15 protein-coding genes are annotated in these 21,984 nt (G+C 68.5%); 8 read left to right on the forward strand and 7 right to left on the reverse strand.

All coding sequences use genetic code 11. The features are described from left to right. The first annotated feature begins 181 nt into the window (after window positions 1–181). Entirely contained in the window at window positions 182–1,285 is a 1,104-nt protein-coding gene (gene gbcB / locus AC3B6A_RS26925) for a glycine betaine monooxygenase reductase subunit (protein WP_488400142.1), read from the forward strand. On the opposite strand, the gene AC3B6A_RS26930 is transcribed toward gbcB, so the two are convergent. The 4 genes from AC3B6A_RS26930 to AC3B6A_RS26945 form a co-directional block, all read right to left on the reverse strand. Continuing rightward, on the reverse strand, window positions 1,282–3,744 hold the full coding sequence (locus AC3B6A_RS26930; protein ID WP_488400143.1) for a ferredoxin: 2,463 nt from the start codon (window positions 3,742–3,744) through the stop codon (window positions 1,282–1,284). The two genes, gbcB and AC3B6A_RS26930, sit on opposite strands and share 4 nt — an antisense overlap. 367 nt (window positions 3,745–4,111) lie before the next feature. Further along, on the reverse strand, window positions 4,112–6,160 hold the full coding sequence (gene fusA / locus AC3B6A_RS26935; RefSeq protein WP_488400144.1) for an elongation factor G: 2,049 nt from the start codon (window positions 6,158–6,160) through the stop codon (window positions 4,112–4,114). Between the two features lie 1,094 nt (window positions 6,161–7,254). Beyond that, entirely contained in the window at window positions 7,255–8,301 is a 1,047-nt protein-coding gene (locus AC3B6A_RS26940) for a threonine aldolase family protein (RefSeq protein WP_488400145.1), read from the reverse strand. A gap of 107 nt (window positions 8,302–8,408) precedes the next feature. Next, a complete protein-coding gene (locus AC3B6A_RS26945; protein WP_488400146.1) occupies window positions 8,409–9,086 on the reverse strand; it encodes a hypothetical protein in 678 nt (225 codons plus the stop codon). Between the two features lie 243 nt (window positions 9,087–9,329). Between AC3B6A_RS26945 and glyA the strand changes: the two genes are divergently transcribed. From glyA to fdhA, 7 genes are all read left to right on the forward strand, one after another. Next, a complete protein-coding gene (gene glyA / locus AC3B6A_RS26950; RefSeq protein ID WP_488400147.1) occupies window positions 9,330–10,583 on the forward strand; it encodes a serine hydroxymethyltransferase in 1,254 nt (417 codons plus the stop codon). A 119-nt stretch (window positions 10,584–10,702) separates the two neighbouring features. Beyond that, window positions 10,703–11,953 carry a sarcosine oxidase subunit beta gene (locus tag AC3B6A_RS26955; protein ID WP_488400148.1) on the forward strand — a complete coding sequence of 417 codons (1,251 nt, stop codon included), beginning with the start codon at window positions 10,703–10,705 and terminating at the stop codon, window positions 11,951–11,953. 13 nt (window positions 11,954–11,966) lie between these two features. Beyond that, window positions 11,967–12,296 carry a sarcosine oxidase subunit delta gene (locus tag AC3B6A_RS26960; RefSeq protein WP_488400149.1) on the forward strand — a complete coding sequence of 110 codons (330 nt, stop codon included), beginning with the start codon at window positions 11,967–11,969 and terminating at the stop codon, window positions 12,294–12,296. Between the two features lie 2 nt (window positions 12,297–12,298). Then, window positions 12,299–15,319: a sarcosine oxidase subunit alpha gene (locus AC3B6A_RS26965; protein ID WP_488400150.1), complete on the forward strand. Its 3,021-nt coding sequence runs from the start codon at window positions 12,299–12,301 to the stop codon at window positions 15,317–15,319. 74 nt (window positions 15,320–15,393) lie between these two features. After that, window positions 15,394–16,029 (forward strand): sarcosine oxidase subunit gamma, encoded by a 636-nt coding sequence (locus AC3B6A_RS26970; protein ID WP_488400151.1) that lies wholly within the window; start codon window positions 15,394–15,396, stop codon window positions 16,027–16,029. A gap of 58 nt (window positions 16,030–16,087) precedes the next feature. Beyond that, a complete protein-coding gene (locus AC3B6A_RS26975; protein ID WP_488400152.1) occupies window positions 16,088–16,945 on the forward strand; it encodes a formyltetrahydrofolate deformylase in 858 nt (285 codons plus the stop codon). Window positions 16,946–17,195: 250 nt separating this feature from the next. Further along, window positions 17,196–18,395, forward strand: a complete 1,200-nt coding sequence (gene fdhA / locus AC3B6A_RS26980; protein ID WP_488400153.1) for a formaldehyde dehydrogenase, glutathione-independent — start codon at window positions 17,196–17,198, stop codon at window positions 18,393–18,395. A gap of 407 nt (window positions 18,396–18,802) precedes the next feature. Here the strand turns inward: fdhA and AC3B6A_RS26985 are convergent, their stop codons facing one another. The 3 genes from AC3B6A_RS26985 to AC3B6A_RS26995 all read right to left on the reverse strand — a co-directional run bounded on the left by AC3B6A_RS26985 (window position 18,803) and on the right by AC3B6A_RS26995 (window position 21,948). Then, window positions 18,803–19,195, reverse strand: coding sequence for a lysozyme inhibitor LprI family protein (locus AC3B6A_RS26985; protein ID WP_488400154.1), 393 nt, complete (start codon window positions 19,193–19,195; stop codon window positions 18,803–18,805). 252 nt (window positions 19,196–19,447) lie between these two features. Further along, window positions 19,448–20,560: a histone deacetylase-like amidohydrolase gene (locus AC3B6A_RS26990; RefSeq protein ID WP_488400155.1), complete on the reverse strand. Its 1,113-nt coding sequence runs from the start codon at window positions 20,558–20,560 to the stop codon at window positions 19,448–19,450. Next, window positions 20,557–21,948: a purine-cytosine permease family protein gene (locus AC3B6A_RS26995; RefSeq protein ID WP_488400156.1), complete on the reverse strand. Its 1,392-nt coding sequence runs from the start codon at window positions 21,946–21,948 to the stop codon at window positions 20,557–20,559. The genes AC3B6A_RS26990 and AC3B6A_RS26995 overlap by 4 nt, the downstream gene beginning before the upstream one ends. Window positions 21,949–21,984: the final 36 nt, after the last annotated feature.

The following is a 21,984-nucleotide window of genomic DNA, read 5'->3' on the forward strand; positions in this document are numbered from 1 at the left end:
GGCAGGTCGCGATGAGCATGCAAATGTCGCTGGCAGGTAAATGGACGCGGCGGCCTCGTGCACACAATCGGCCCCATCAGGCATGCCGGAAGGCCCGTGCTCCCGGCGTCGTCCGCGACGCGCACCGGCCCCGGCGCTGCCCCATCAGGCCGCACGCGGCCCGCGTGCGCGGAGAGACAGCATGTCGACGAACAACTTCCTCAATCCGGTGAATACCCAGACCTGGACCAACGGCCGCCACCTGGTGCGCTGCGTCAAGGCCATCCAGGAAACCTGGGACGTGCGCACCTTCTGCTTCATGGCCGATGCGCCGATCATGTTCTTCTTCAAGCCCGGGCAGTTCGTCACCCTGGAGCTGGAGATCGACGGCCAGCCGATCATGCGCTCCTACACCATCTCCAGCTCGCCCTCGGTGCCCTACAGCTTCTCCATCACCATCAAGCGCGTGCCCGGCGGCAAGGTTTCCAACTGGCTGCACGACAACCTCAAGGAAGGCGACCAGATCCCGGTGCACGGCCCGGTGGGCAACTTCAACGCCATCGACTTCCCGGCGGAGAAGGTGCTGTTCCTCTCCGGCGGCGTCGGCATCACCCCGGTGATGTCCATGGCGCGCTGGTTCTTCGACACCAACGGCAACGTCGACATGATCTTCGTGCACAGCGCGCGCACGCCCAAGGACATCATCTACCACCGCGAGCTCGACCACATGACCTCGCGGATCGCCAACTTCAAGCTGCACCTGATCTGCGAGAAGTACGAGATCGGCGAGACCTGGGCCGGCTACCGTGGCTACCTGAACAAGCCGATGCTGCAGATGATCGCCTCCGACTTCCTCGAACGGGAAATCTTCTGCTGCGGCCCCACGCCCTACATGCACGCGGTCAAGCGCCTGCTCGAAGCCGAAGGCTTCGACATGTCCCGCTACCACGAGGAGGCCTTCGGCCCGACGCCGCCGGAAGTCCGCGAGGAGGTGAAGGAACTCGCCGCCGAAGCCGCCGAGGCGGCGGACGTGCCGGTGGCCGACCAGCACCAGGTGGAATTCACCGAAACCGGCAAGAGCATCCGCGTGGCGCCGGGCGAGACCGTCCACGCCGCCGCCGCCAAGCTCGGCCTGCACATCCCCAAGGCCTGCGGCATGGGCATCTGCGGCACCTGCAAGGTGATGAAGCGCTCCGGCGAAGTGGAGATGGAGCACAACGGCGGGATCACCGACGAAGACGTGGCCGAAGGCTACATCCTGTCCTGCTGCAGCATCCCCAAGGGCGACGTGGTGATCGAATACTAAGGCCGCGGCGGAAACGCCAGGCGCTCCCAGTACTCCCGCCGCGGCAGCTCCTCCGCCGGCAGCCAGCGCTCGCCGCAGGCCCGCAGCGGCTCGGCGGGCGCCTTCAGCAGGGCGTCCAGGTCGAGCACGTAGCGCCCTGACCTGGCGGTTGCACGCGGATCGTCGCTGCCGCTGCGGAACTGCAGGTCGGCATCGAAGGCCTCGAAGCACGGCCATCCGCCCAGGTTGTCGCGATAGCGGCGCAGCGTGCGCTCCCGCACGTCGAGCAGCAGCAGACGCCACTGGTCCGCCTCCAGGCCTCTTTCCTCGTAGCGCCCGACGTGCCGGGTCAGCGCCAGGTAGCGGCCATCGGCGGACCAGATCATCGGCGCCGCCAGCCCGGCGATACCGATGCCCGAGGCGGTGAGCAGGTAACCGGCGCGGCTGAAGCCGGCGCGCACGTCCTCGTCCCGGTGGACGGCGTCGTAGTCGAAGCCGAAGCCCCAGGCCGCATCCCCCGCGACCGCTGCCGGCAGGACGAAGCCGCCGTCGCTCCAGGCGCGTGGCGGCGCATCCAGCCAGCGCACCCTGGCCTGCCGCCGCCAGGCAAGGCCGTCGAAGGCCACCCGCTCCTGCTCGTAATAGAGCCGCCAGTCGTCGTGCCCGCGGCTGAACGCGTGCCACGCCTGCGCTGCCGGCAGGGCCTCGTCGAAACGCCGCAGCAGGCCGGGATCCCCCTCGCCCGGCCCGCTCGGCGGCTGGTAGGCGTTGCGCCCGAGCAGACGCACCAGATGCACCTTGCCGTCGACGAAGCCTTGCAGGTGGAGATCGGCCAGCGGCTCGTCGAGCCAGTCCAGGCGGCGCTCCTGGCAGTCGAGGATGGCCAGGCGTTGCGGCAGCGTCGGCGCCTCGGCGAAGGCGACCAGGGCCAGGTAGCGGCCGCAATCGGATACCCGGTGGTCGATCAGCCATTCGCCGTCCAGCTGCCAGTCACCGAGCCGCAGCGCATAGGCGCCACGCTCCGCATCGGGGTCATCGCGCCGCCATTCCCAGGTCGCTCGCCGGCCGTCGGCCAGCGGTGCGCTCTGCAACCGGCAGCCCGGCCTGCCGCCCGGCCCATCGAGGGGCAGCAGGAGATCCAGGCGCGGCATGTCGGACTCGACCCAGCGCGGGCGGTCGTCCGGCCCGTGGCCCTGGAGCAGGAAGAGGGTCGAGTAGCTGTACGACCCCAGCGAGCCATGCTGCTCGTACGACAGGCAGGGCTGGGCGAGCACCAGGCCGAAGCGGGCCCGGCCGTCTTCCAGCGCCAGCAGCTCGGGAGCGCCGACATGGGGCTCGTCAGGCAACGCGGTCCACGGCTCGCCCAACGGCTGTACGCCGCCCGCGTGCCGCCACAGCCAGTAGCGCGCGCGGCCCAGTGGCTCGCGCGCGGCCTGGAACAGCAGCGCCTGAGCGTCATCGCGCCAGGCCATCGCCGGTTGCCGACTGGACAGGTACAGGCCGCTGGCCTGGCCGTTTATCCACAGCTCGGCCGGGCAGGCGCGCAAGGGCTCGAAGGGATCGTCCAGCGCCAGCAGGCTGTCCGGCAGCCAGGGGCGGCTTTCCAGGCGCGGGCCTCCGGCCGGCGCCGGGAGCGCTTGCGGCTGCAGGTCCACGGCCCAGCGCTGCCACTCGCCTTGCGGCAGCCAGAGATCACCGATGGCGACGAAGGGCTCGGCCTCGGCGGTGGCCTTGAGCGCTTGCAGGTCGAGGCGCTGCGGCGCGTTCGAGGTCAGGGGGCTGCAGCGGCCGATCACCTCGGTTTCGCTGACGCTGTCCAGCTCCCAGAAATCGCTCACGGGGCAGCGGTAGAGCAGGCGCTCCCGGCGGTCGAAGATCAGCAGCCCCCACGCGCCCCGGCTGGGCATCGGCGAAACGAAATGGCGGCCGTCGCTGGAGAAGCGCGCCGAAGGGTTGCCGTCGGGAATGAAACAGCCGTCGGGCATCAGGTAGTCGCAGATGACCGGGCCGCCCATGGCGATCTCGCCACCGCCGATCACCCGGATCGGCTCGCCCTCCGGCGTGCATTGCGGTTCCCCGCCGCCCCAGGCGCTGGCGCCGGGCGGCAACGGGACGTCCAGCGGCTCGGGGCTCTGGCGCTCCAGGCGCAAGCCACGCTCGAAACGCATCTGCACCAGCAGGCAGACGATGATCAGCCCAAGGCCGGCGCCGAGCCCCGTCCAGAATCCCGGCAATGCTTGGCTCAGTGCCAGGCCGCCACCCAGGATCCAGAAGAACAGCGCCTGCTGCAGACGGAACGGCACCTTGCCGCGCCAGCGGTCCGTCGCCCATTCCGCGCCCAGCAGCGCCAGCCAGCCCAGGGCCATCCAGGCCAGCGGCAACAGCGCAGCGAGCGCCATCAGGACACCGATCCAGGCAACCTCCAGCAATCCCTTCAGCAACAGTTGCCCCAGGGACGCATCCGTCGTCCGTCCGTCCATGATCCTTCGTGCTCCCCTGGCAAAAGCGCAAGGGTAATCAAGCCCCCGGCCGGCCACCAGGGGCCTCACCCCGCGACGGCCATGGCGCAGGGCGGCGGCATCGCCGGCGAGGACCCGGCGGGCGAAGACTGATCACAGCCTGCCCCCACCCGCCGCACACGTTACCCACCGGGTTATCCACAGGCTGCGGAGGTGCCGGCGCAAGGCCGGAGACACCCGCGGCCGGACCGGCTGGCCGTCCCGATCCCGTCTGCAACCCGCATGCCACCTGACTTTGTCAACCCGCGCGGGCACGCCCGCAACGGGCGCGCGACAGCGCAGCCGGGGCGCGTTCCACGTCCCGGCCGCGACGAATATCCACACCGCTTCAGTCTTCTTCCGGCGCCGCCTTGTAGCTGCTGGACAGGCGCTGCTGCACATCCTGCGGCACCGCGCTGTAGTGGCTGGGCGAGAGGTCGTAGAGGCCCTGCCCGGCGGTGATCGACTTGAGCCGGTTGGCGTAGCCCTCCAGCTCGGCCAGCGGCACCTGGCCGCGGACCAGCGCGACATGGCTCGACAGCGACTCGGTGCCCATCACCTGGCCGCGGCGGCCCGTCAGGTCGGCGGTGATATCGCCCAGGCGCGCATCCGGCGCGGTCACCTCGATGCTCACCACCGGCTCCAGGACGATCCCGCCGGCGTTGCGCAGCGCATCGAGCATCGCCTTGCGCCCGGCGGCCTGGAAGGCGATGTCCTTGGAGTCCACCGAATGGCTCTTGCCGTCGTAGACGGTGACCCTGACGTCGGCCACCGGGAAGCCCGCCAGCGGCCCCGCCGCCAGCGCCGAGCGCACGCCCTTCTCCACCGAGGGGATGAACTGGCCGGGAATCACCCCGCCCTTGACCGCATCGATGAACTCGAAGCCGCCGCCGCGCGGCAGCGGTTCCACGCGCAGGAACACCTCGCCGAACTGCCCGGCGCCGCCGGTCTGCTTCTTGTGCCGGCTGTGCCCCTCCGCCATGCGCGTGGCGGTTTCCCGGTACGGCACGCTGGGCGCGCGGGTCTGCACCTCCAGCTTGTACTGGCCGGACATGCGCTCCAGCAGGTAGCGCAGGTGCAGCTCGCCCATGCCGCGCAGTACGGTTTCCTGGGTGGAGGCGTTGTAGTCCAGGCGCACGCAGGGGTCCTCGGCCTGCAGGCGCTGCAGCACCTCCGCCAGGCGCTGCTCGTCGCCGCGGCGGCTGGCATCGATCGCCAGGCCCTGCATGGGCGTGGGGAAATTCAGCGGCTTGAGGCGGATGTGGTCCTCGTCGTGGGAGTCGTGCAGGACCACGCCGTACTCCAGTTCGTCGACCTTGCTCAGGGCGCCGAAGTCGCCGGGGATCAGGTGCGGCACCTCTTCATGCTTCCGCCCCTGCAGGCGCAGCAGGTGGCCGACCTTGAACGCCTTGCGGCCATCGCCGGCGAACAGCTGCATGTCCCGCTGCAGCGTGCCCTGGTGCACGCGGAACACCGCCAGGCGGCCGACGAAGGGGTCGATCACCACCTTGAACACATGGGCCAGGACATGGCCATCGGGATCTGGCGAGGAACGGAAGTCATGCACCGCGCCGCTCTCGTCGGTGCGCACGAACAGCGGCGGGTTGCCCTCGGCGGGGTTGGGCGCCAGCCGCGCCAGCACCCTGAGCAACTCCGCAATGCCCGCGCCGGTGCGCGCCGAGACGAAGCACAGCGGAATCAGGTGGCCCTCGCGCAGCGCCCGCTCGAAGGGCTCGTGCAGCGCCTCGGGCGCCACCTCGCCCTCTTCCAGGTAATGCGCCATCAGCGCCTCGTCGACTTCCACCACCTGGTCCACCAGCGCCTGGTGCGCCTCGGCCACGGAGGAGAAGTCGGCCTCGCCATCGGGCTCGAAGAAGCAGTCCGCCACCCGTGCGCCGCCCTCGGCGGGCAGGTTCAGCGGCAGGACTTCCTTGCCGAACGCCTCGCGCAAATCCGCCAGCAACGCCGGCAGGTCGACGCGCTCGGCATCGATCTTGTTCACCACCAGCATCCGGCACAGGCCGCGCTCGCCGGCCCAGTCCATCATCCGCCGGGTGGTCAGCTCGATGCCGTTCTGTGCGTTGACCACCACCAGCGCGGTCTCCACCGCCGCCAGCGCCGGCAGCGCATGGCCGATGAAGTCGGGATAGCCGGGCGTATCGATCAGGCGCACGTGCGCGCCCTCGTACTCGAAATGCGCCAGGGCGGCGGCGAGCGAGTGATGGTAATCACGTTCCATGGGATCGGAATCGCAGAGCGTGTCGCCGCGCTCCAGCGAACCCATGCTGGTGATCGCGCCGCTGCCTTGCAGCAGCGCTTCCGCGAGCAGCGTCTTGCCGCTGTCGCCGTGGCCGACCAGGGCGACCGTGCGGATCTGTTCCACCGAGTAACTGGACATGCTGATCTCCCGCCCCCAGGGTTCCTGCTTCGCAGTTCATGGATTATAGGCAGTCACCTCCGGCGCCCATGGATGAAAATTGATCACCCCGGCGCAACCCAGCAGCCATCGCTGCTACAGCGATCCATCCACAACCCGCCCACACCTTCCCGGCAGAACGCTGCACAGCCAGTGTGGAAAACATCGCGCGAAATCCGCCGGAAGCCAGAATCCATCGGGCCCGCAGCGATTGGTCAAAAAACGACCTGACGCGACGGAGCCGCGCCCGGCAAGGCGTCCAGCGATCTGGGTACAGGTTGTCCACACCTTCTGCGGGATTCGCCCCACAGGCATTGTGGAAAGTTTTGCGCAGCCCCGCTGGCTGGGGAAAAGCATCTGTGGATCAATGACTTGCGCAAACGCCTGGTCAATATTCGTACAACCCTGCGGAGGCCCCGCCAGTCGCGCCTCCCGGGCTCTTTTCCACAGGTGCCGCACAGCGAGGTCAACACATTCCGGGGATAGCGGAGGACAAGCCGTACACAGGAAAGTCCGGAGAATCGATACACAGGCTCGCAAGCCATTGAAAAACCGCGGTTGATCAAAAAACAGGCAACCTTTCCGGAGGCACGCCACGCCTGCCTCGCAGCCACGCGCCAACAGTCTATCCACAGTTTTGCCAGCGTTGGCTCCACAGTCATTGTGGAGTGTTTCGGTAGTCGCCGAAAAAGCGCTGAAAGCCGCGCCGTATATGGCCTTCACGAATCCACACGCGACTTTTAGGGAGGTTCGCCGGGCAGTGGGCAGCGGGCCTTTCCGCAAACCTTATCCACAGCATTATCACAAGGCTGTCCAGGATTTGATGGCCAGCGGCAGCCTGCTCCGAACTGCCGGCCCCTCGTAGGAGCGAGCTTGCTCGCGAACATCCGCTCATTCCTGGCAAATATGGGAGGCGGGCGGACCTCGGTTCGCGAGCAAGCTCGCTCCTACGAAGAGCGCCACTGATCGAATTTTGATCGCGTCATTGCAAGCCACGCCCACCGTGGCTTGCAGCCATTCATCCACAGGAAGGGGACAGCTTGCGCGAGCAACCGTCCCCAGCGCCTGGGGACAAGTCAGACGGCGTTCATCACCCTGCGGATGTCGGCGGCCAGCGCCTCGACACGGGCGATCTCGGTGTCCCAGGAGCACATGAAGCGCGCGCCGCCGGCACCGATGAAGGTATAGAAGCGCCAGCCCAGCTGGCGCAGGGCTTCCAGCGCCGGCTCGGACATCTGCAGGAAGACTCCGTTGGCCTCCACCGGGAACATCAGGCTGACGCCCGGCACGTCCGCCACGCGCTCGGCCAGCAGGCGCGCGCACTGGTTGGCGTGGTTGGCGTAGTGCAGCCAGGCGTCGTCCTGCAGCACGCCGACCCAGGGCGCGGCGAGGAAGCGCATCTTCGAGGCCAGCTGGCCGGCCTGCTTGCAGCGGTAGTCGAAGCCTTCGGCCAGCTCGCGGTTGAAGAACAGGATGGCCTCGCCCACCGCCATGCCGTTCTTGGTGCCGCCGAAGCAGAGCACCTCGACGCCGGACTTCCAGGTCAGCTCCGCCGGCGTCGCTCCCAGCGAGGCGCAGGCGTTGGAGAAGCGCGCGCCGTCCATGTGCAGGTGCAGCCCCAGCTCGCGGCAGGTGGCGCTGAGCGCCTGCAGCTCGTCCGGGCGGTAGACGGTGCCGACCTCGGTGGCCTGGGTGATGGTGACCACGCGCGCCTTGGGGTAGTGGATGTCCTGGCGCTTGAGGGCGATCTCGCGGATCGCCTCCGGGGTCAGCTTGCCCTGGGCGTCGGTGCGCGCCAGCAGCAGCTTGGAGCCGTTGGAGAAGAACTCCGGCGCGCCACACTCGTCGGTCTCGACGTGGGCGGTCTCGGCGCAGATCACGCTGTGGTAGCTCTGGCACAGGGACGCCAGGGCCAGGGAGTTGGCCGCGGTGCCGTTGAAGGCGAAGAACACTTCGCAGTCGGTCTCGAACAGCTCGCGGAAATGGTCGGAGGCGCGGGCGGTCCACTGGTCGTCGCCATAGGCGCGCTCGTGGCCGCGGTTGGCCTCGGCCATGGCGGCCCAGGCCTCGGGACAGATACCGGAATAGTTGTCGCTGGCGAACTGCTGGGTGTTGTCGGTCATGGGCGGCCTCGGAAAACGTGGTACGTCTGGCAGCAGCGTAGCAACGGATAGTCGCTCGCCGCCGGAGGGGGCGCGGGGCCTCTCTGTGCGAGAGGCCTGGCGGTCGATCAGGGCAGCTTGGTCAGCGCCATCTGCTCGGAGATCGGCACGAACAGCTCGCGCAGGGACTGGGTGGTGCCGCCGTTGGGCTTGTCCACCGAGCTCATGTTGAGCACGTAACGGCCCTTGATCAGGCCGGTGAGGGTCGACTCGCCGGTCTTGTCGTCCGGCCCCGGCACGCTGATCGCCAGCGGGTCGCCCATGCGGGTGCTGTCGATCACCGGCAGGTACTGCTCGCCGCCGAACTGCGCGGCGGTGCCGTTCTGCAGCGCGGCCTGGCGCGCGGAGTTGAGCAGCGCGATGTTCTTGCTGGTGGTCTCGCGCACCTTGGCCTGGGCGGCCAGGTACTGCCGGGCGGCCTCGCCCTGCTGGTCGGCGCCCGGCGCCGGCATGCCGGTATCGGTGAGGGTCACCACCAGGCGCTGGCTGCCGTCGGCCTTGCCGTAGACGATGGTGGCGTCGTCGTAGCCGCACTCGCGGGAGAGATAGGGATAGCCGTAGACGGCCTTGGTCGGCGGCAGCGCCTGTTCCAGCTCGTGGCCGGTGCAGCTGTCGCCGGCCGGGGTGGCCGCGGCGGCGGGGGCGGCCTCGGGGGTGGCGGCCTTCACGGGTTTGCTGTCGTCGCCGCAGCCCTGCAGGGTCGCGGCGACCAGCAGGGCGGAAAGCAGGGTCAGGGAACGGTTCATGGCGTCCTCGCGTTTCGTAAGACGCGCAGTTTAGTGCGTCCGTGTCGCAACTGGCAGCCTCTTCGGCCCCGACGCGACGAGTATCCGGCCTTCCCCCGTGCGACAACCATGTCGCAAACGCACTTCCCCGTGGCGTACATAGGCATCTGGGCCCGCAGGGCCGGTCATACCATCGCAGTCAAGGGGGCCGCTCGGTCCCGCACCAGCCATTGGCGCACGTCCCGCGCCGCAGGAGACCCAGCGATGTTCAGCAAGCACGACCAGATCCAGGGCTATGACGACGAACTGCTCGCGGCAATGGATGCCGAGGAGGCCCGCCAGGAGGACCACCTCGAGCTGATCGCCTCGGAGAACTACACCAGCAAGCGCGTCATGCAGGCCCAGGGCAGCGGGCTGACCAACAAGTACGCCGAAGGCTATCCGGGCAAGCGTTACTACGGCGGCTGCGAGCATGTGGATAAAGTCGAGCAGCTGGCCATCGACCGCGCCAAGCAGCTGTTCGGCGCCGACTACGCCAACGTCCAGCCGCACTCCGGCTCCTCGGCCAACGCCGCCGTGTACCTCGCGCTGCTCAATGCCGGCGACACCATCCTGGGCATGAGCCTGGCCCACGGCGGCCACCTGACCCACGGTGCCAAGGTGTCGTCCTCGGGCAAGCTGTACAACGCCGTGCAGTACGGCCTGGACACCGCCACCGGGCTGATCGACTACGACGAGGTCGAGCGCCTGGCCGTGGAGCACAAGCCGAAGATGATCGTCGCCGGCTTCTCCGCCTACTCCAAGACCCTCGACTTCCCGCGCTTCCGCGCCATCGCCGACAAGGTCGGGGCGCTGTTGTTCGTCGACATGGCCCACGTCGCCGGCCTGGTCGCCGCCGGCCTCTACCCGAACCCGCTGCCCTACGCCGACGTGGTCACCACCACCACCCACAAGACCCTGCGCGGCCCGCGCGGCGGCCTGATCCTGGCGCGCGGCAACGAGGAGATCGAGAAGAAGCTCAACTCCGCGGTGTTCCCCGGCGCCCAGGGCGGCCCGCTGATGCACGTGATCGCCGCCAAGGCGGTGTGCTTCAAGGAAGCGCTGGAGCCCGGCTTCAAGGACTACCAGGCCCAGGTGATCAGGAACGCCCAGGCCATGGCCAAGGTGTTCATCCAGCGCGGCTACGACGTGGTCTCCGGCGGCACCGACAACCACCTGATGCTGATCAGCCTGGTGAAGCAGGGCCTGACCGGCAAGGAAGCCGACGCCGCCCTCGGCCGCGTCGGCATCACGGTGAACAAGAACGCCGTGCCGAACGACCCGCAGAGCCCGTTCGTCACTTCCGGCATCCGCATCGGCACCCCGGCGGTGACCACCCGCGGGCTGAAGGAAGAACAGTGCCGCGAGCTGGCCGGCTGGATCAGCGACGTGCTCGACCACCTGGGCGACGCCGACGTCGAGGCCAAGGTGGCCACCCAGGTCGCCGGGCTGTGCGCGGACTTCCCGGTCTACCGTTGAGATTTCCCGAGGCTCTTTTGTAGGAGCGAGCCTGCTCGCGAATACCCCCGCAGCGGGTTCGCGAGCAAGCTCGCTCCTACAGGCAGAACGCCGCGACACGAGATATTCAGGAGCACCCCATGCAACGCTACTCCGGCTTCGGCCTGTTCAAGCACTCCCTGAGCCACCACGAGAACTGGCAACGCATGTGGCGCACGCCCACGCCCAAGCCGGTGTACGACGTGGTCATCGTCGGCGGCGGCGGGCATGGCCTGGCCACCGCCTACTACCTGGCCAAGGAGCACGGCATCACCAACGTCGCGGTGATCGAGAAGGGCTGGCTGGGCGGCGGCAACACCGCGCGCAACACCACCATCGTGCGTTCCAACTACCTGTGGGACGAAGCCGCGCACCTCTACGAACACGCCATGAAGCTGTGGGAAGGCCTGTCCCAGGACCTCAACTACAACGTCATGTTCTCCCAGCGCGGCGTCTACAACCTCTGCCACACCCTGCAGGACATGCGCGACGGCGAACGCCGGGTCAGCGCCAACCGCCTGAACGGCGTGGACGGCGAGCTGCTCAACGCCCAGCAGGTGGCCGAAGAGATTCCCTACCTGAACTGCACCAAGAGCGCGCGCTACCCGATCATGGGTTCCACCGTGCAGCGCCGTGGCGGCGTGGCCCGTCACGACGCCGTGGCCTGGGGCTTCGCCCGTGCCGCCGACGCCCTGGGCGTGGACCTGATCCAGCAGACCGAAGTGATCGGCTTCCGCAAGCAGGACGGCGCGGTGATCGGCGTCGAGACCAACCGCGGCTTCATCGGCGCCAAGCGCGTCGGCGTGGTCACCGCCGGCAACTCCGGGCACATGGCGGTGCTCGCCGGCTTCCGCCTGCCGATCGAATCCCACCCGCTGCAGGCGCTGGTCTCCGAGCCGCTGAAACCCATCATCGACAGCGTGATCATGTCCAACGCCGTGCACGGCTACATCAGCCAGTCGGACAAGGGCGACCTGGTCATCGGCGCCGGCATCGACGGCTACAACGGCTACGGCCAGCGCGGTTCCTACCCGGTGATCGAGCACACCCTGCAGGCCATCGTCGAGATGTTCCCGGTGCTCTCCCGCGTGCGCATGAACCGCCAGTGGGGCGGCATCGTCGACACCACCCCGGACGCCTGCCCGATCATCGGCAAGACCCCGGTGAAGAACCTGTTCTTCAACTGCGGCTGGGGCACCGGCGGCTTCAAGGCCACCCCCGGCTCGGGCAACGTCTTCGCCGCCACCCTCGCCAAGGGCGAGCCGCATCCGCTGGCCGCGCCCTTCTCCATCGAACGCTTCCACAACGGCGCGCTGATCGACGAACACGGCGCTGCCGCCGTCGCGCACTAAGAGGGCCCCGACCATGCTGAACATCTTCTGCCCCCATTGCGGCGAGCTGCGTTCCGAAGAGGAATTCCACGCCAAGGGCCAGGCGCACATCCCGCGCCCGCTCGACCCCGGCGCCTGCACCGACGAGCAGTGGGGCGACTACATGTTCTTCCGCGACAACCCGCGCGGCATCCACCACGAGTTGTGGGTGCACGCCGCCGGCTGCCGCCAGTACTTCAACGTCACCCGCCACACGGTGACCTACGAAATCCTCGAAACCTACAAGATCGGCGAAAAACCCAGCATCACCGCCGCCGGTGCCGAGAAGAAATCCGCCGTCCAGCCCGCCGTGGAGAAGGCCTAGTCATGAGCCAGATCAATCGCCTGTCCCGTGGCGGTCGCATCGACCGCAACAAGCCGCTGACCTTCAGCTTCAACGGCGAGAGCTACCAGGGCTTCGCCGGTGACACCCTGGCCGCCGCCCTGCTGGCCAACGGCGTCGACATCCTCGGCCGCAGCTTCAAGTACTCGCGCCCGCGCGGCATCGTCGCCGCCGGCGCCGAGGAGCCCAACGCCATCCTGCAGATCGGCTCGCGCGAAGCGACCCAGGTGCCCAACGTGCGCGCCACCCAGCAGGCGCTGTACAGCGGCCTGGTGGCCACCGCCACCAACGGCTGGCCGAACGTGCAGAACGACCTCATGGGGATCTTCGGCAAGGTCGGCGGGAAAATGATGCCGCCCGGCTTCTACTACAAGACCTTCATGTACCCGCAGTCCATGTGGCTGACCTACGAGAAGTACATCCGCAAGGCCGCAGGCCTTGGCCGCGCGCCCACCGAAGTGGACCCGGACAGCTACGACTGGATGAACCACCACGCCGACGTGCTGATCGTCGGCGCCGGCCCCGCCGGTCTCGCCGCCGCCCTGGCCGCCGCGCGCAGCGGCGCGCGGGTGATCCTCGCCGACGAACAGGAAGAATTCGGCGGCAGCCTGCTCGACACCCGCGAAACCCTCGACGGCAAGCCGGCCGAGGAATGGGTGGCCAAGGCCATCGCCGAGCTGGAAGCCTGCCCGGACGTGATCCTGCTGCCGCGTTCCACGGTCAACGGCTACCACGACCACAACTTCCTCACCATCCACGAGCGCCGCACCGACCACCTCGGCGAGACCGCGCCGCTGGGCCAGGTGCGCATGCGCGTGCACCGCGTGCGCGCCAAGCGCGTGGTGCTGGCCGCCGGCGCCCACGAGCGGCCGCTGGTCTACGCGAACAACGACGTGCCGGGCAACATGCTCGCCGGCGCCGTCTCCACCTACGTGCGCCGCTACGGCGTGGCGCCGGGCAAGAAGCTGGTGCTGTCCACCAACAACGACTACGCCTACCGCGTCGCCCTGGACTGGCAGGAAGCCGGCCTGCAGGTGGTCGCCATCGCCGACGCGCGCCCCAACCCGCAGGGCCAGTGGGTCGAGGAAGCACGCAAGCGCGGCATGCGCGTGATCACCGGCAGCGCGGTGATCGAGGCCCGCGGCAGCAAGCGCGTGAGCGGTGCGAAAGTCGCCGCCATCGACACCTTCCGCCACAAGGTCACCGCCCCGGGCGAATGGCTGGACTGCGACCTGATCGCCAGCTCCGGCGGCTACAGCCCGGTGGTGCACCTGGCCTCGCACCTGGGCGGCAAGCCGGAATGGCGCGAGGACATCCTTGCCTTCGTCCCCGGCCTGGCCTTCCAGAAGCGTATCTGCGCCGGCGCGGTGAACGGCGTGTTCCGCCTCGCCGAGGCCCTGGCCGACGGCTACCAGGCCGGCAGCCAGGCGGCTGTCGACGCGGGCTTCAAGGCAGTGGACGGCGACCTGCCGGCCGCTGCCGAGCGTGCCGAGGACGCCACCCTGGCGCTGTTCCAGGTGCCCCACGAGAAGTCCACCTCGCGGGCGCCCAAGCAGTTCGTCGACACCCAGAACGACGTCACCGCCGCCGCCATCGAACTGGCCTGCCGCGAGGGCTTCGAGTCCATCGAGCACGTCAAGCGCTACACCGCGCTGGGCTTCGGCACCGACCAGGGCAAGCTGGGCAACATCAACGGCCTGGCCATCGCCGCCCGCGCCCAGGGCAAGAGCATCGCCGACACCGGCACCACCATGTTCCGCCCGAACTACACCCCGGTGACCTTCGGCGCCGTCGCCGGCCGTCACTGCGGCCACCTGTTCGAGCCGGTGCGCTTCACCGCCCTGCACGCCTGGCACGTGAAGAACGGCGCCGAGTTCGAGGACGTCGGCCAGTGGAAGCGCCCCTGGTACTTCCCCAAGCGCGGCGAAGACATGCATGCCGCCGTGGCCCGCGAATGCCGCGCCGTGCGTGAAAGCGTCGGCCTGCTCGACGCCTCGACCCTGGGCAAGATCGACATCCAGGGCCCGGACGCCCGCGAGTTCCTCAACCGCGTCTACACCAACGCCTGGACCAAGCTCGACGTGGGCAAGGCGCGCTACGGCCTGATGTGCAAGGAAGACGGCATGGTCTTCGACGACGGCGTCACCGCCTGCCTCGCCGACAACCACTTCGTCATGACCACCACCACCGGCGGCGCCGCCCGCGTGCTGGAGTGGCTGGAGCTGTACCACCAGACCGAATGGCCGGAGCTGAAGGTGTACTTCACCTCGGTCACCGACCACTACGCGACCCTCACCCTGTCCGGCCCGAACAGCCGCAAGCTGCTGGCCGAAGTCACCGACATCGACCTGGACAAGGACGCCTTCCCCTTCATGACCTGGAAGGAAGGCAAGGTCGCCGGCGTGCCGGCGCGGGTGTTCCGCATCTCCTTCACCGGCGAGCTGAGCTACGAGGTGAACATCCAGGCCAACTACGCCATGGGCGTGCTGGAGGCCCTGGTCGAGCACGGCGCCAAGTACGGCCTGACGCCGTACGGCACCGAGACCATGCACGTCCTGCGTGCCGAGAAGGGCTTCATCATCGTCGGCCAGGACACCGACGGCTCGGTCACCCCGGACGACCTCAACATGGGCTGGGCGGTGGGCCGCACCAAGCCGTTCTCCTGGATCGGCTGGCGCGGCATGAACCGCTCCGACTGCCTGCGCGACGACCGCAAGCAGCTGGTCGGCCTCAAACCCAGCAATCCCATGGACGTCCTGCCCGAGGGCGCGCAGCTGGTGTTCAGCACCCAGCAGGCGATCCCCATGAACATGGTCGGCCACGTCACCTCCAGCTACATGAGCAGCAGCCTCGGCCACGGCTTCGCCCTGGCGGTGGTCAAGGGCGGCCTCAAGCGCATGGGCGAGAAGGTCTACGCCCCGCTGGCCGACGGCCGTGTGGTGGAAGCGGAGATCTGCAGCTCGGTGTTCTACGACCCGAAAGGCGAACGGCAGAACGTGGATTGATCCATCGCGCCCGCTCCGGCAGCGGAGCGGGCTGACCGATTTCCAGGCGCAGCGCGCCCCAAGGTGAACAGAACATGAGCAAAGCCAACCTCTACCAGCAACGCCCCGAAGACGGCATCCAGGCCGAATCGCCCCTGCACCACGCCGAGCTGGACCGGCTCGCCGCGCGCAAGGTGGCCAATGCCGGCGTGACCCTGCGCGAGAAGAAATTCCTCGGCCACCTGACCCTGCGTGGCGACGCCCACGACCCGGCCTTCGCCGGCGGCGTGCACAAGGCGCTGGGCCTGGAGCTGCCGGTGGCCCTGACCCTGGTGGCCAGCGGCGACACCTCGCTGCAGTGGCTCGGCCCGGACGAGTGGCTGCTGATCGTCCCCGGCGGTGAGGAATTCGCCGTCGAACAGCGGCTGCGCGAGGCCCTGGGCGAGGACCTGCACTACTCGGTGATCAACGTCAGCGGCGGCCAGACCCTGCTGGAGCTGGAAGGCGCCAAGGTCCGCGACGTGCTGATGAAGTCCACCGGCTACGACGTGCATCCGAGCAACTTCCCGGTGGGCAAGGCGGTCGGCACCAATTTCGCCAAGTCCCAGCTGGTGATCCGCCACACCGGCGAGCACACCTGGGAGCTGGTGGTGCGCCGCAGCTTCTCCGACTACTTCTGGCTGTGGCTGCAGGACGCCTGCGCCGAGTACGGCCTGCAGGTCGCCGCCTGAGCCGCGCCCGGTCCCCTCTCCCGCCGGGAGAGGGGCGCTACCCCATCGGAGCCAGAGCATGAGCCGCACTCCCGATACCTGGATCCTCACCGCCGACAGCCCGAGCCTGCTGGGCACGGTCGACGTGGTCACGCGCTACCTGTTCGAGCAGCGCTGCTACGTCACCGAGCACCACTCCTTCGACGACCGCCTGGCGCAGCGTTTCTTCATCCGCATCGAGTTCCGTGCCGCCGACGGCTTCGACGAGGCGGCCTTCCGCGCCGGCCTCGCCGAGCGCGTCTCGCCCTTCCAGATGAACGTCGAGCTGACCCCGCCGGGCTACCGCAGCAAGGTGGTGATCATGGTCTCCAAGGCCGACCACTGCCTGAACGACCTGCTCTACCGCCAGCGCATCGGCCAGTTGCCGATGGACGTGGTGGCGGTGGTCTCCAACCACCCGGACTTGGAACCCCTGGCGCGCTGGCACGGCATCCCCTACCACCACTTCGCCCTCGACCCGAAGGACAAGGGCGCGCAGGAGGCGAAGGTCTGGCGGGTGATCGAGGAGTCCGGCGCCGAGCTGGTGATCCTCGCCCGCTACATGCAGGTGCTCTCCCCCGAGCTGTGCCGGCGCCTGGACGGCTGGGCGATCAACATCCACCACTCGCTGCTGCCCGGCTTCAAGGGCGCCAAGCCGTACCACCAGGCCTACCAGAAGGGCGTGAAGCTGGTCGGCGCCACCGCCCACTACATCAACAACGACCTCGACGAGGGCCCCATCATCGCCCAGGGCGTCGAGCCGGTGGACCACGCCCATTACCCCGAGGACCTGATCGCCAAGGGCCGCGACGTGGAGTGCCTGACCCTGGCCAAGGCCGTGGGCTACCACATCGAGAAACGAGTGTTCCTGAACGCCAACCGGACGGTGGTGCTGTAACCCTGCGGCGCTCGCGAACCCATGCACGCAACGCAAGCCGGCTGAAGCCGGAACATCGACAAACACCCCTTTCCCTCCGGGAGAGGGCCGGGGTGAGAGGCTCTTCCAGCGCTCACCCGACCACCGAGCAACACCGACAGAACCGCCGGCTGCCCGCTGTTCCGGCCCTGTCGCGCAACACACGACATCCCAGTGCAAAACCGCGCGCCCCAAGGGCCGCATTTGTACCCACAAACAATGAGGAATGCGTATGTCTGGCAATCGTGGTGTGGTTTATCTCGGCCCGGGCAAGGTCGAAGTGCAGAACATCCCCTATCCGAAGATGCAGGACCCGCAAGGCAAGCAGATCGACCACGGGGTGATCCTGCGCGTGGTCTCCACCAACATCTGCGGCTCCGACCAGCACATGGTCCGTGGCCGCACCACCGCGCCGCAGGGCCTGGTGCTGGGCCACGAGATCACCGGCGAGGTGGTCGAGATCGGCCGTGGCGTGGAAACCATGAAGATCGGCGACCTGGTCTCGGTGCCGTTCAACGTCGCCTGCGGCCACTGCCGCACCTGCAAGGAGCAGCACACCGGCGTCTGCCTGACGGTCAACCCGGCCCGCGCCGGCGGCGCCTACGGCTACGTCGACATGGGCGGCTGGGTCGGCGGCCAGGCGGAATACGTGCTGGTGCCCTACGCCGACTTCAACCTGCTGAAGCTGCCGAACCGCGACGCGGCGATGGAGAAGATCCGCGACCTGACCTGCCTCTCCGACATCCTGCCCACCGGCTATCACGGCGCGGTCACGGCCGGCGTCGGTCCGGGCAGCACCGTCTACATCGCCGGCGCCGGTCCCGTCGGCCTCGCCGCCGCTGCCTCGGCCCGCCTGCTGGGCGCCGCCGTGGTGATCGTCGGTGACGTCAACCCGACCCGCCTGGCCCACGCCAAGGCGCAGGGCTTCGAGATCGCCGACCTATCCAAGGACACCCCGCTGCACGAGCAGATCGCCGACCTGCTGGGTGAGCCGGAAGTGGACTGCGCGGTCGACGCGGTGGGCTTCGAAGCCCGTGGCCACGGTCACTCCGGCTCGCAGCACGAGGCTCCGGCCACCGTGCTGAACTCGCTGATGGGCATCACCCGCGTGGCCGGCAAGATCGGCATTCCGGGCCTGTACGTCACCGAGGACCCGGGCGCGGTGGACGCGGCCGCCAAGCATGGCGCGCTGAGCATCCGCTTCGGCCTGGGCTGGGCCAAGTCGCACAGCTTCCACACCGGCCAGACCCCGGTGATGAAGTACAACCGCCAGCTGATGCAGGCGATCATGTGGGACCGCATCAAGATCGCCGACATCGTCGGGGTGGAAGTCATCACCCTGGACGACGCGCCGAAAGGCTACGGCGAGTTCGATGCCGGCGTGCCGAAGAAATTCGTCATCGACCCGCACAACCTGTTCCGCGCCGCCTGACGGCGCACCCGCCCACGGCCGCGATCCACTTCCGCGGCCGTCTCTCCAGGGGAGCCTTCGGGCTCCCTCTTTTTTTGCCGTACGCCACGGCGCGCCCGTAGGAGCGGACCTTGTCCGCGATGTCCCAGCCCAGCGCCGTGCCTTGCGGTTCGCGGATAAGATCCGCTCCTACGAGAGCCGCCCGGGCGCACCGCAAACCACAGGTGAAGCCTCGTGTAGGAGCGGACCTTGTCCGCGATGTCCCGGCCCAGCGCCGTGCCGTGCGGATCGCGGATAAGATCCGCTCCTACGAGAGCCGCCCAGGCGCACCGCAGATCACAGGTGAAATCCTGTAGGAGCGAGCTTGCTCGCGAACCGCCCAGCTGCGAACCCCGTTCGCGAGCAAGCTCGCTCCCGCAAGAGCCGCATCAAGGCTTCGGCGCGGGGCAGTCGAAGCTGCCTTCCTCGCAACTGGACAGCCCCTTGAGCTCCTTCACCCGCGCATCGGTGACTTCGGCCAGGCAGCCGTCGAACACCATGGCGTAGGCCGAGCCCCCCTCCACCGAAGAGGCGGCGAACTTGCAGTGCAGGTCGCGGTAATGCAACCAGGCCTGCTGGGCATCCTTCAGGCCCTCCTTCTGTTTCGCGTCGAGGCGCTGGCGATAGGCGTCGTAGGCCTGGTTGAGGCGCTTGTCGGCGGCGGCATATTCCCGGGCGGCGCAAGCATTGAAGGTGGCCTGGTCCATGGGATTGGCACAGTCGGCCGCCTGGGCGGCGGTGGAGGCGGCCAGCAGGCCGAGGGGCAGGAGCAGAAGCTTCATGGGGAGGCGATCCGTTCTTCTGGATTTGGCCCCCACCCTAGCAGCTCGGACACCGTAGCGGGGCACCGCCCGGCCATTGACGGCGAAGGTCAGCCGCCATGCCAGGACCGGCGATCACCGCGCCTGGCGGGTGTCGTCGTCATGGCGCGGAACGCGGGACCGATGCCCGGCGCGAACGCCGGGCAGCTTCGGGGCGGGATCGGTCCGTAGGGCGCATAACCGTTCCCGGTTATACGCCACCCGGCCAAACCGTCAGCCCAGCAACTTCCCCGCCATCCGCGCCAGCGCCTGGCGCTGGAAGGCGCGGAACTCCGCGTCCGGCTGCTGGCCTTCGAGCATCGGCAGGAAGGGATCGACCACCTCGGTGCGCACGCCGGCCATTTCCTCGATCACCGCGTGGCCGCAGAACGGCACGTAGGCTTCGGCGTAACCGCCCTCGTGGACCACCACCAGGCGGCCGTCGCACAGGCGCTCGGCGGCGGCGCGCACGGCGGCGGTCATGAAGCGGAAGGTCTCGCTGTGGGCGAGCATGCGCGCCAGCGGGTCCACGCCGTTGGCGTCGAAGCCGCTGGCGACCACCATCAGCTGCGGCCGGAAACGCTCCAGCGCCGGCACGATGATGGTCTCCATCGCCACGCGATAGGCGTCATCGCCACTGCCCGGATAGAGCGGCACGTTGAGGTTGTAGCCCTTGCCCGCGCCCGCGCCGATGTCGTCCACCGCGCCGGAGCCGGTGGGGTAGCAGTCGGCCTGGTGGATCGACAGGGTCAGCACGTCGTCGCGGCCGTAGAAGATCGCCTCGGTGCCGTTGCCGTGGTGCACGTCCCAGTCCAGCACCGCCACGCGCTGGATGCCATGGCGCGCCTTGGCCGTCTCCACCGCCACGGCAATGTTCGCCAGGTAGCAGAAGCCCATGCCGCGATCCGGCAGGCAATGGTGGCCCGGCGGACGGGACAGCGCGTAGGCGTTGTCCAGCTCGCCGCGCAGCACGGCGTCCACCGCGGCGATGGTCAGGCCAGCGGACTGCCGGGCGATGTCGTAGGTGCCGTGGCTGACCATGGTTTCCTCGCCCATGTCGCCGTGGCCGGCTTCGCTGCAGGCCTTGAAGCGCTCCAGGTAGCTGGCCGGGTGCACCCGCAGCAGGTCTTCCTCGCTGGCCAGCGGCGCGCTGGAAAGCTGCAGCTGGTCACTGAGGCCGGAGACGTCCATCAGGCTTTTCAGCCGGCGCTTGCTCTCGGGCGATTCGGCATGGCCGGCGCCCACCGGCGGCTGCAGCCAGCCGCCGACCGGGAGGATCAGCGCGTGCAGCCCGGTGGCGTGCCAGAAGCAGCGCTCATCGAAGAAGAACCCGGTGCGGCGACTCATGCGCGGGCGCCTTTCAGGCTGCGCTGGCGCTTGCGGCTGAACAGCCAGTAGACCGGCGAGACCACGCCCAGGCCGACCACCCAGGAGATGTCCGCACCGTCCATGGCCTGGGCGGCGGCGCCGGTGTAGAGCGCGGTGGACATGAACGGAATCTGCACCAGGATGCCGAGGATGTAGCAGTTCACCGCGGTCCAGTTGAAGGTGCCGTAGATGCCGCCGTCGCGGCGGAAGAACGACAGCACGTCGTATTCGCCGTGGGCCACCAGGTAGTAGTCGACCAGGTTGATCGCGCTCCAGGGCACCAGCACGTAGAGCAGCAGCAGGATGAAGTTGGTGTAGTTGGCCATGAAGTTGTCCTGGCCGAGCAGGGCGATGGCCAGCGAGCCGCCGAACAGCACCAGGGCGATCACCGCGCGCCAGCCGGCGCGGGCAGTCCAGGCGGGGATCAGCGTCTGGCCGACGGTGATGGCCGAGAGCGTGCCGCAGTACAGGTTCATCGAGTTGGTGGCGGCGATGCCGATGGAGAACACCGCGACCATCACGGCGCTGAAGCCGCCGGTCATCTCGATCAGGCCGGCGATGACGTCGCCCTCGCCCACCGACAGGCCGACCAGCACGCCCAGCAGCATCGGCAGGATCGAGCCCAGGCAGCAGCCCCAGTAGCTGGACCAGAATGCGGTGCGCGCGCCGGTGCCCTGTGGCATGTAGCGCGAGTAGTCGGACACGTAGGGCGCGTAGGCCAGCTGCCACAGCGCGGCGATCGACAGCGCGCCGAGGAAGCCGGGAATGTTGTTCTCGTTGCGTTCGAGCAGGTCCGCCGGCAGGCCGTGGACAAACACCAGCCAGACGAAGCTGACCAGCAGCACCGCGCCGGACAGCCAGGACATCACCCGGGTGTAGCCGTGGATCAGGCGGTAGCCGAACACCGTGGCGATCACGCTGATCGCGCCCACCATCAGGATGCCAGTGTTGGTGCCGATCACCTCGAAGCGCGCGTGCAGCGCCTGGCCGCCGAGCACCAGGTTGGAGGCGAAGAAGCCCAGGTACATGATCACCACCAGGGCGACCACCAGCAAGGATCCGAAGGAGCCGAACTGGCCGCGGGTCTGCACCATCTGCGGCACGCCCAGCTGCGGGCCCTGGGCCGAGTGCAGCGCCATGAACACGCCGCCCACCAAGTTGCCGAGCACCAGCGCCAGCACCGCGGCGAAGAACGGCAGCTTGAACACGGTGACCGCCAGGGCGCCGGTCACCACCGTGAGCAGCATGATGTTGCTGCCGAACCAGATGGTGAAGAGGTCACGGGCGCGGCCGTGTCGTTCATGTGCGGCGATGGGCTGGATGGTGCTCAGCTCCAGGGTCGCCGCCTGGTTTTGCGTCGTTGTCATTATGATTCTCACGCGAGGTTGGCAAGGCAGGCCCGG

The sequence above is a fragment of the Pseudomonas sp. B12(2026) genome (assembly GCF_057767015.1).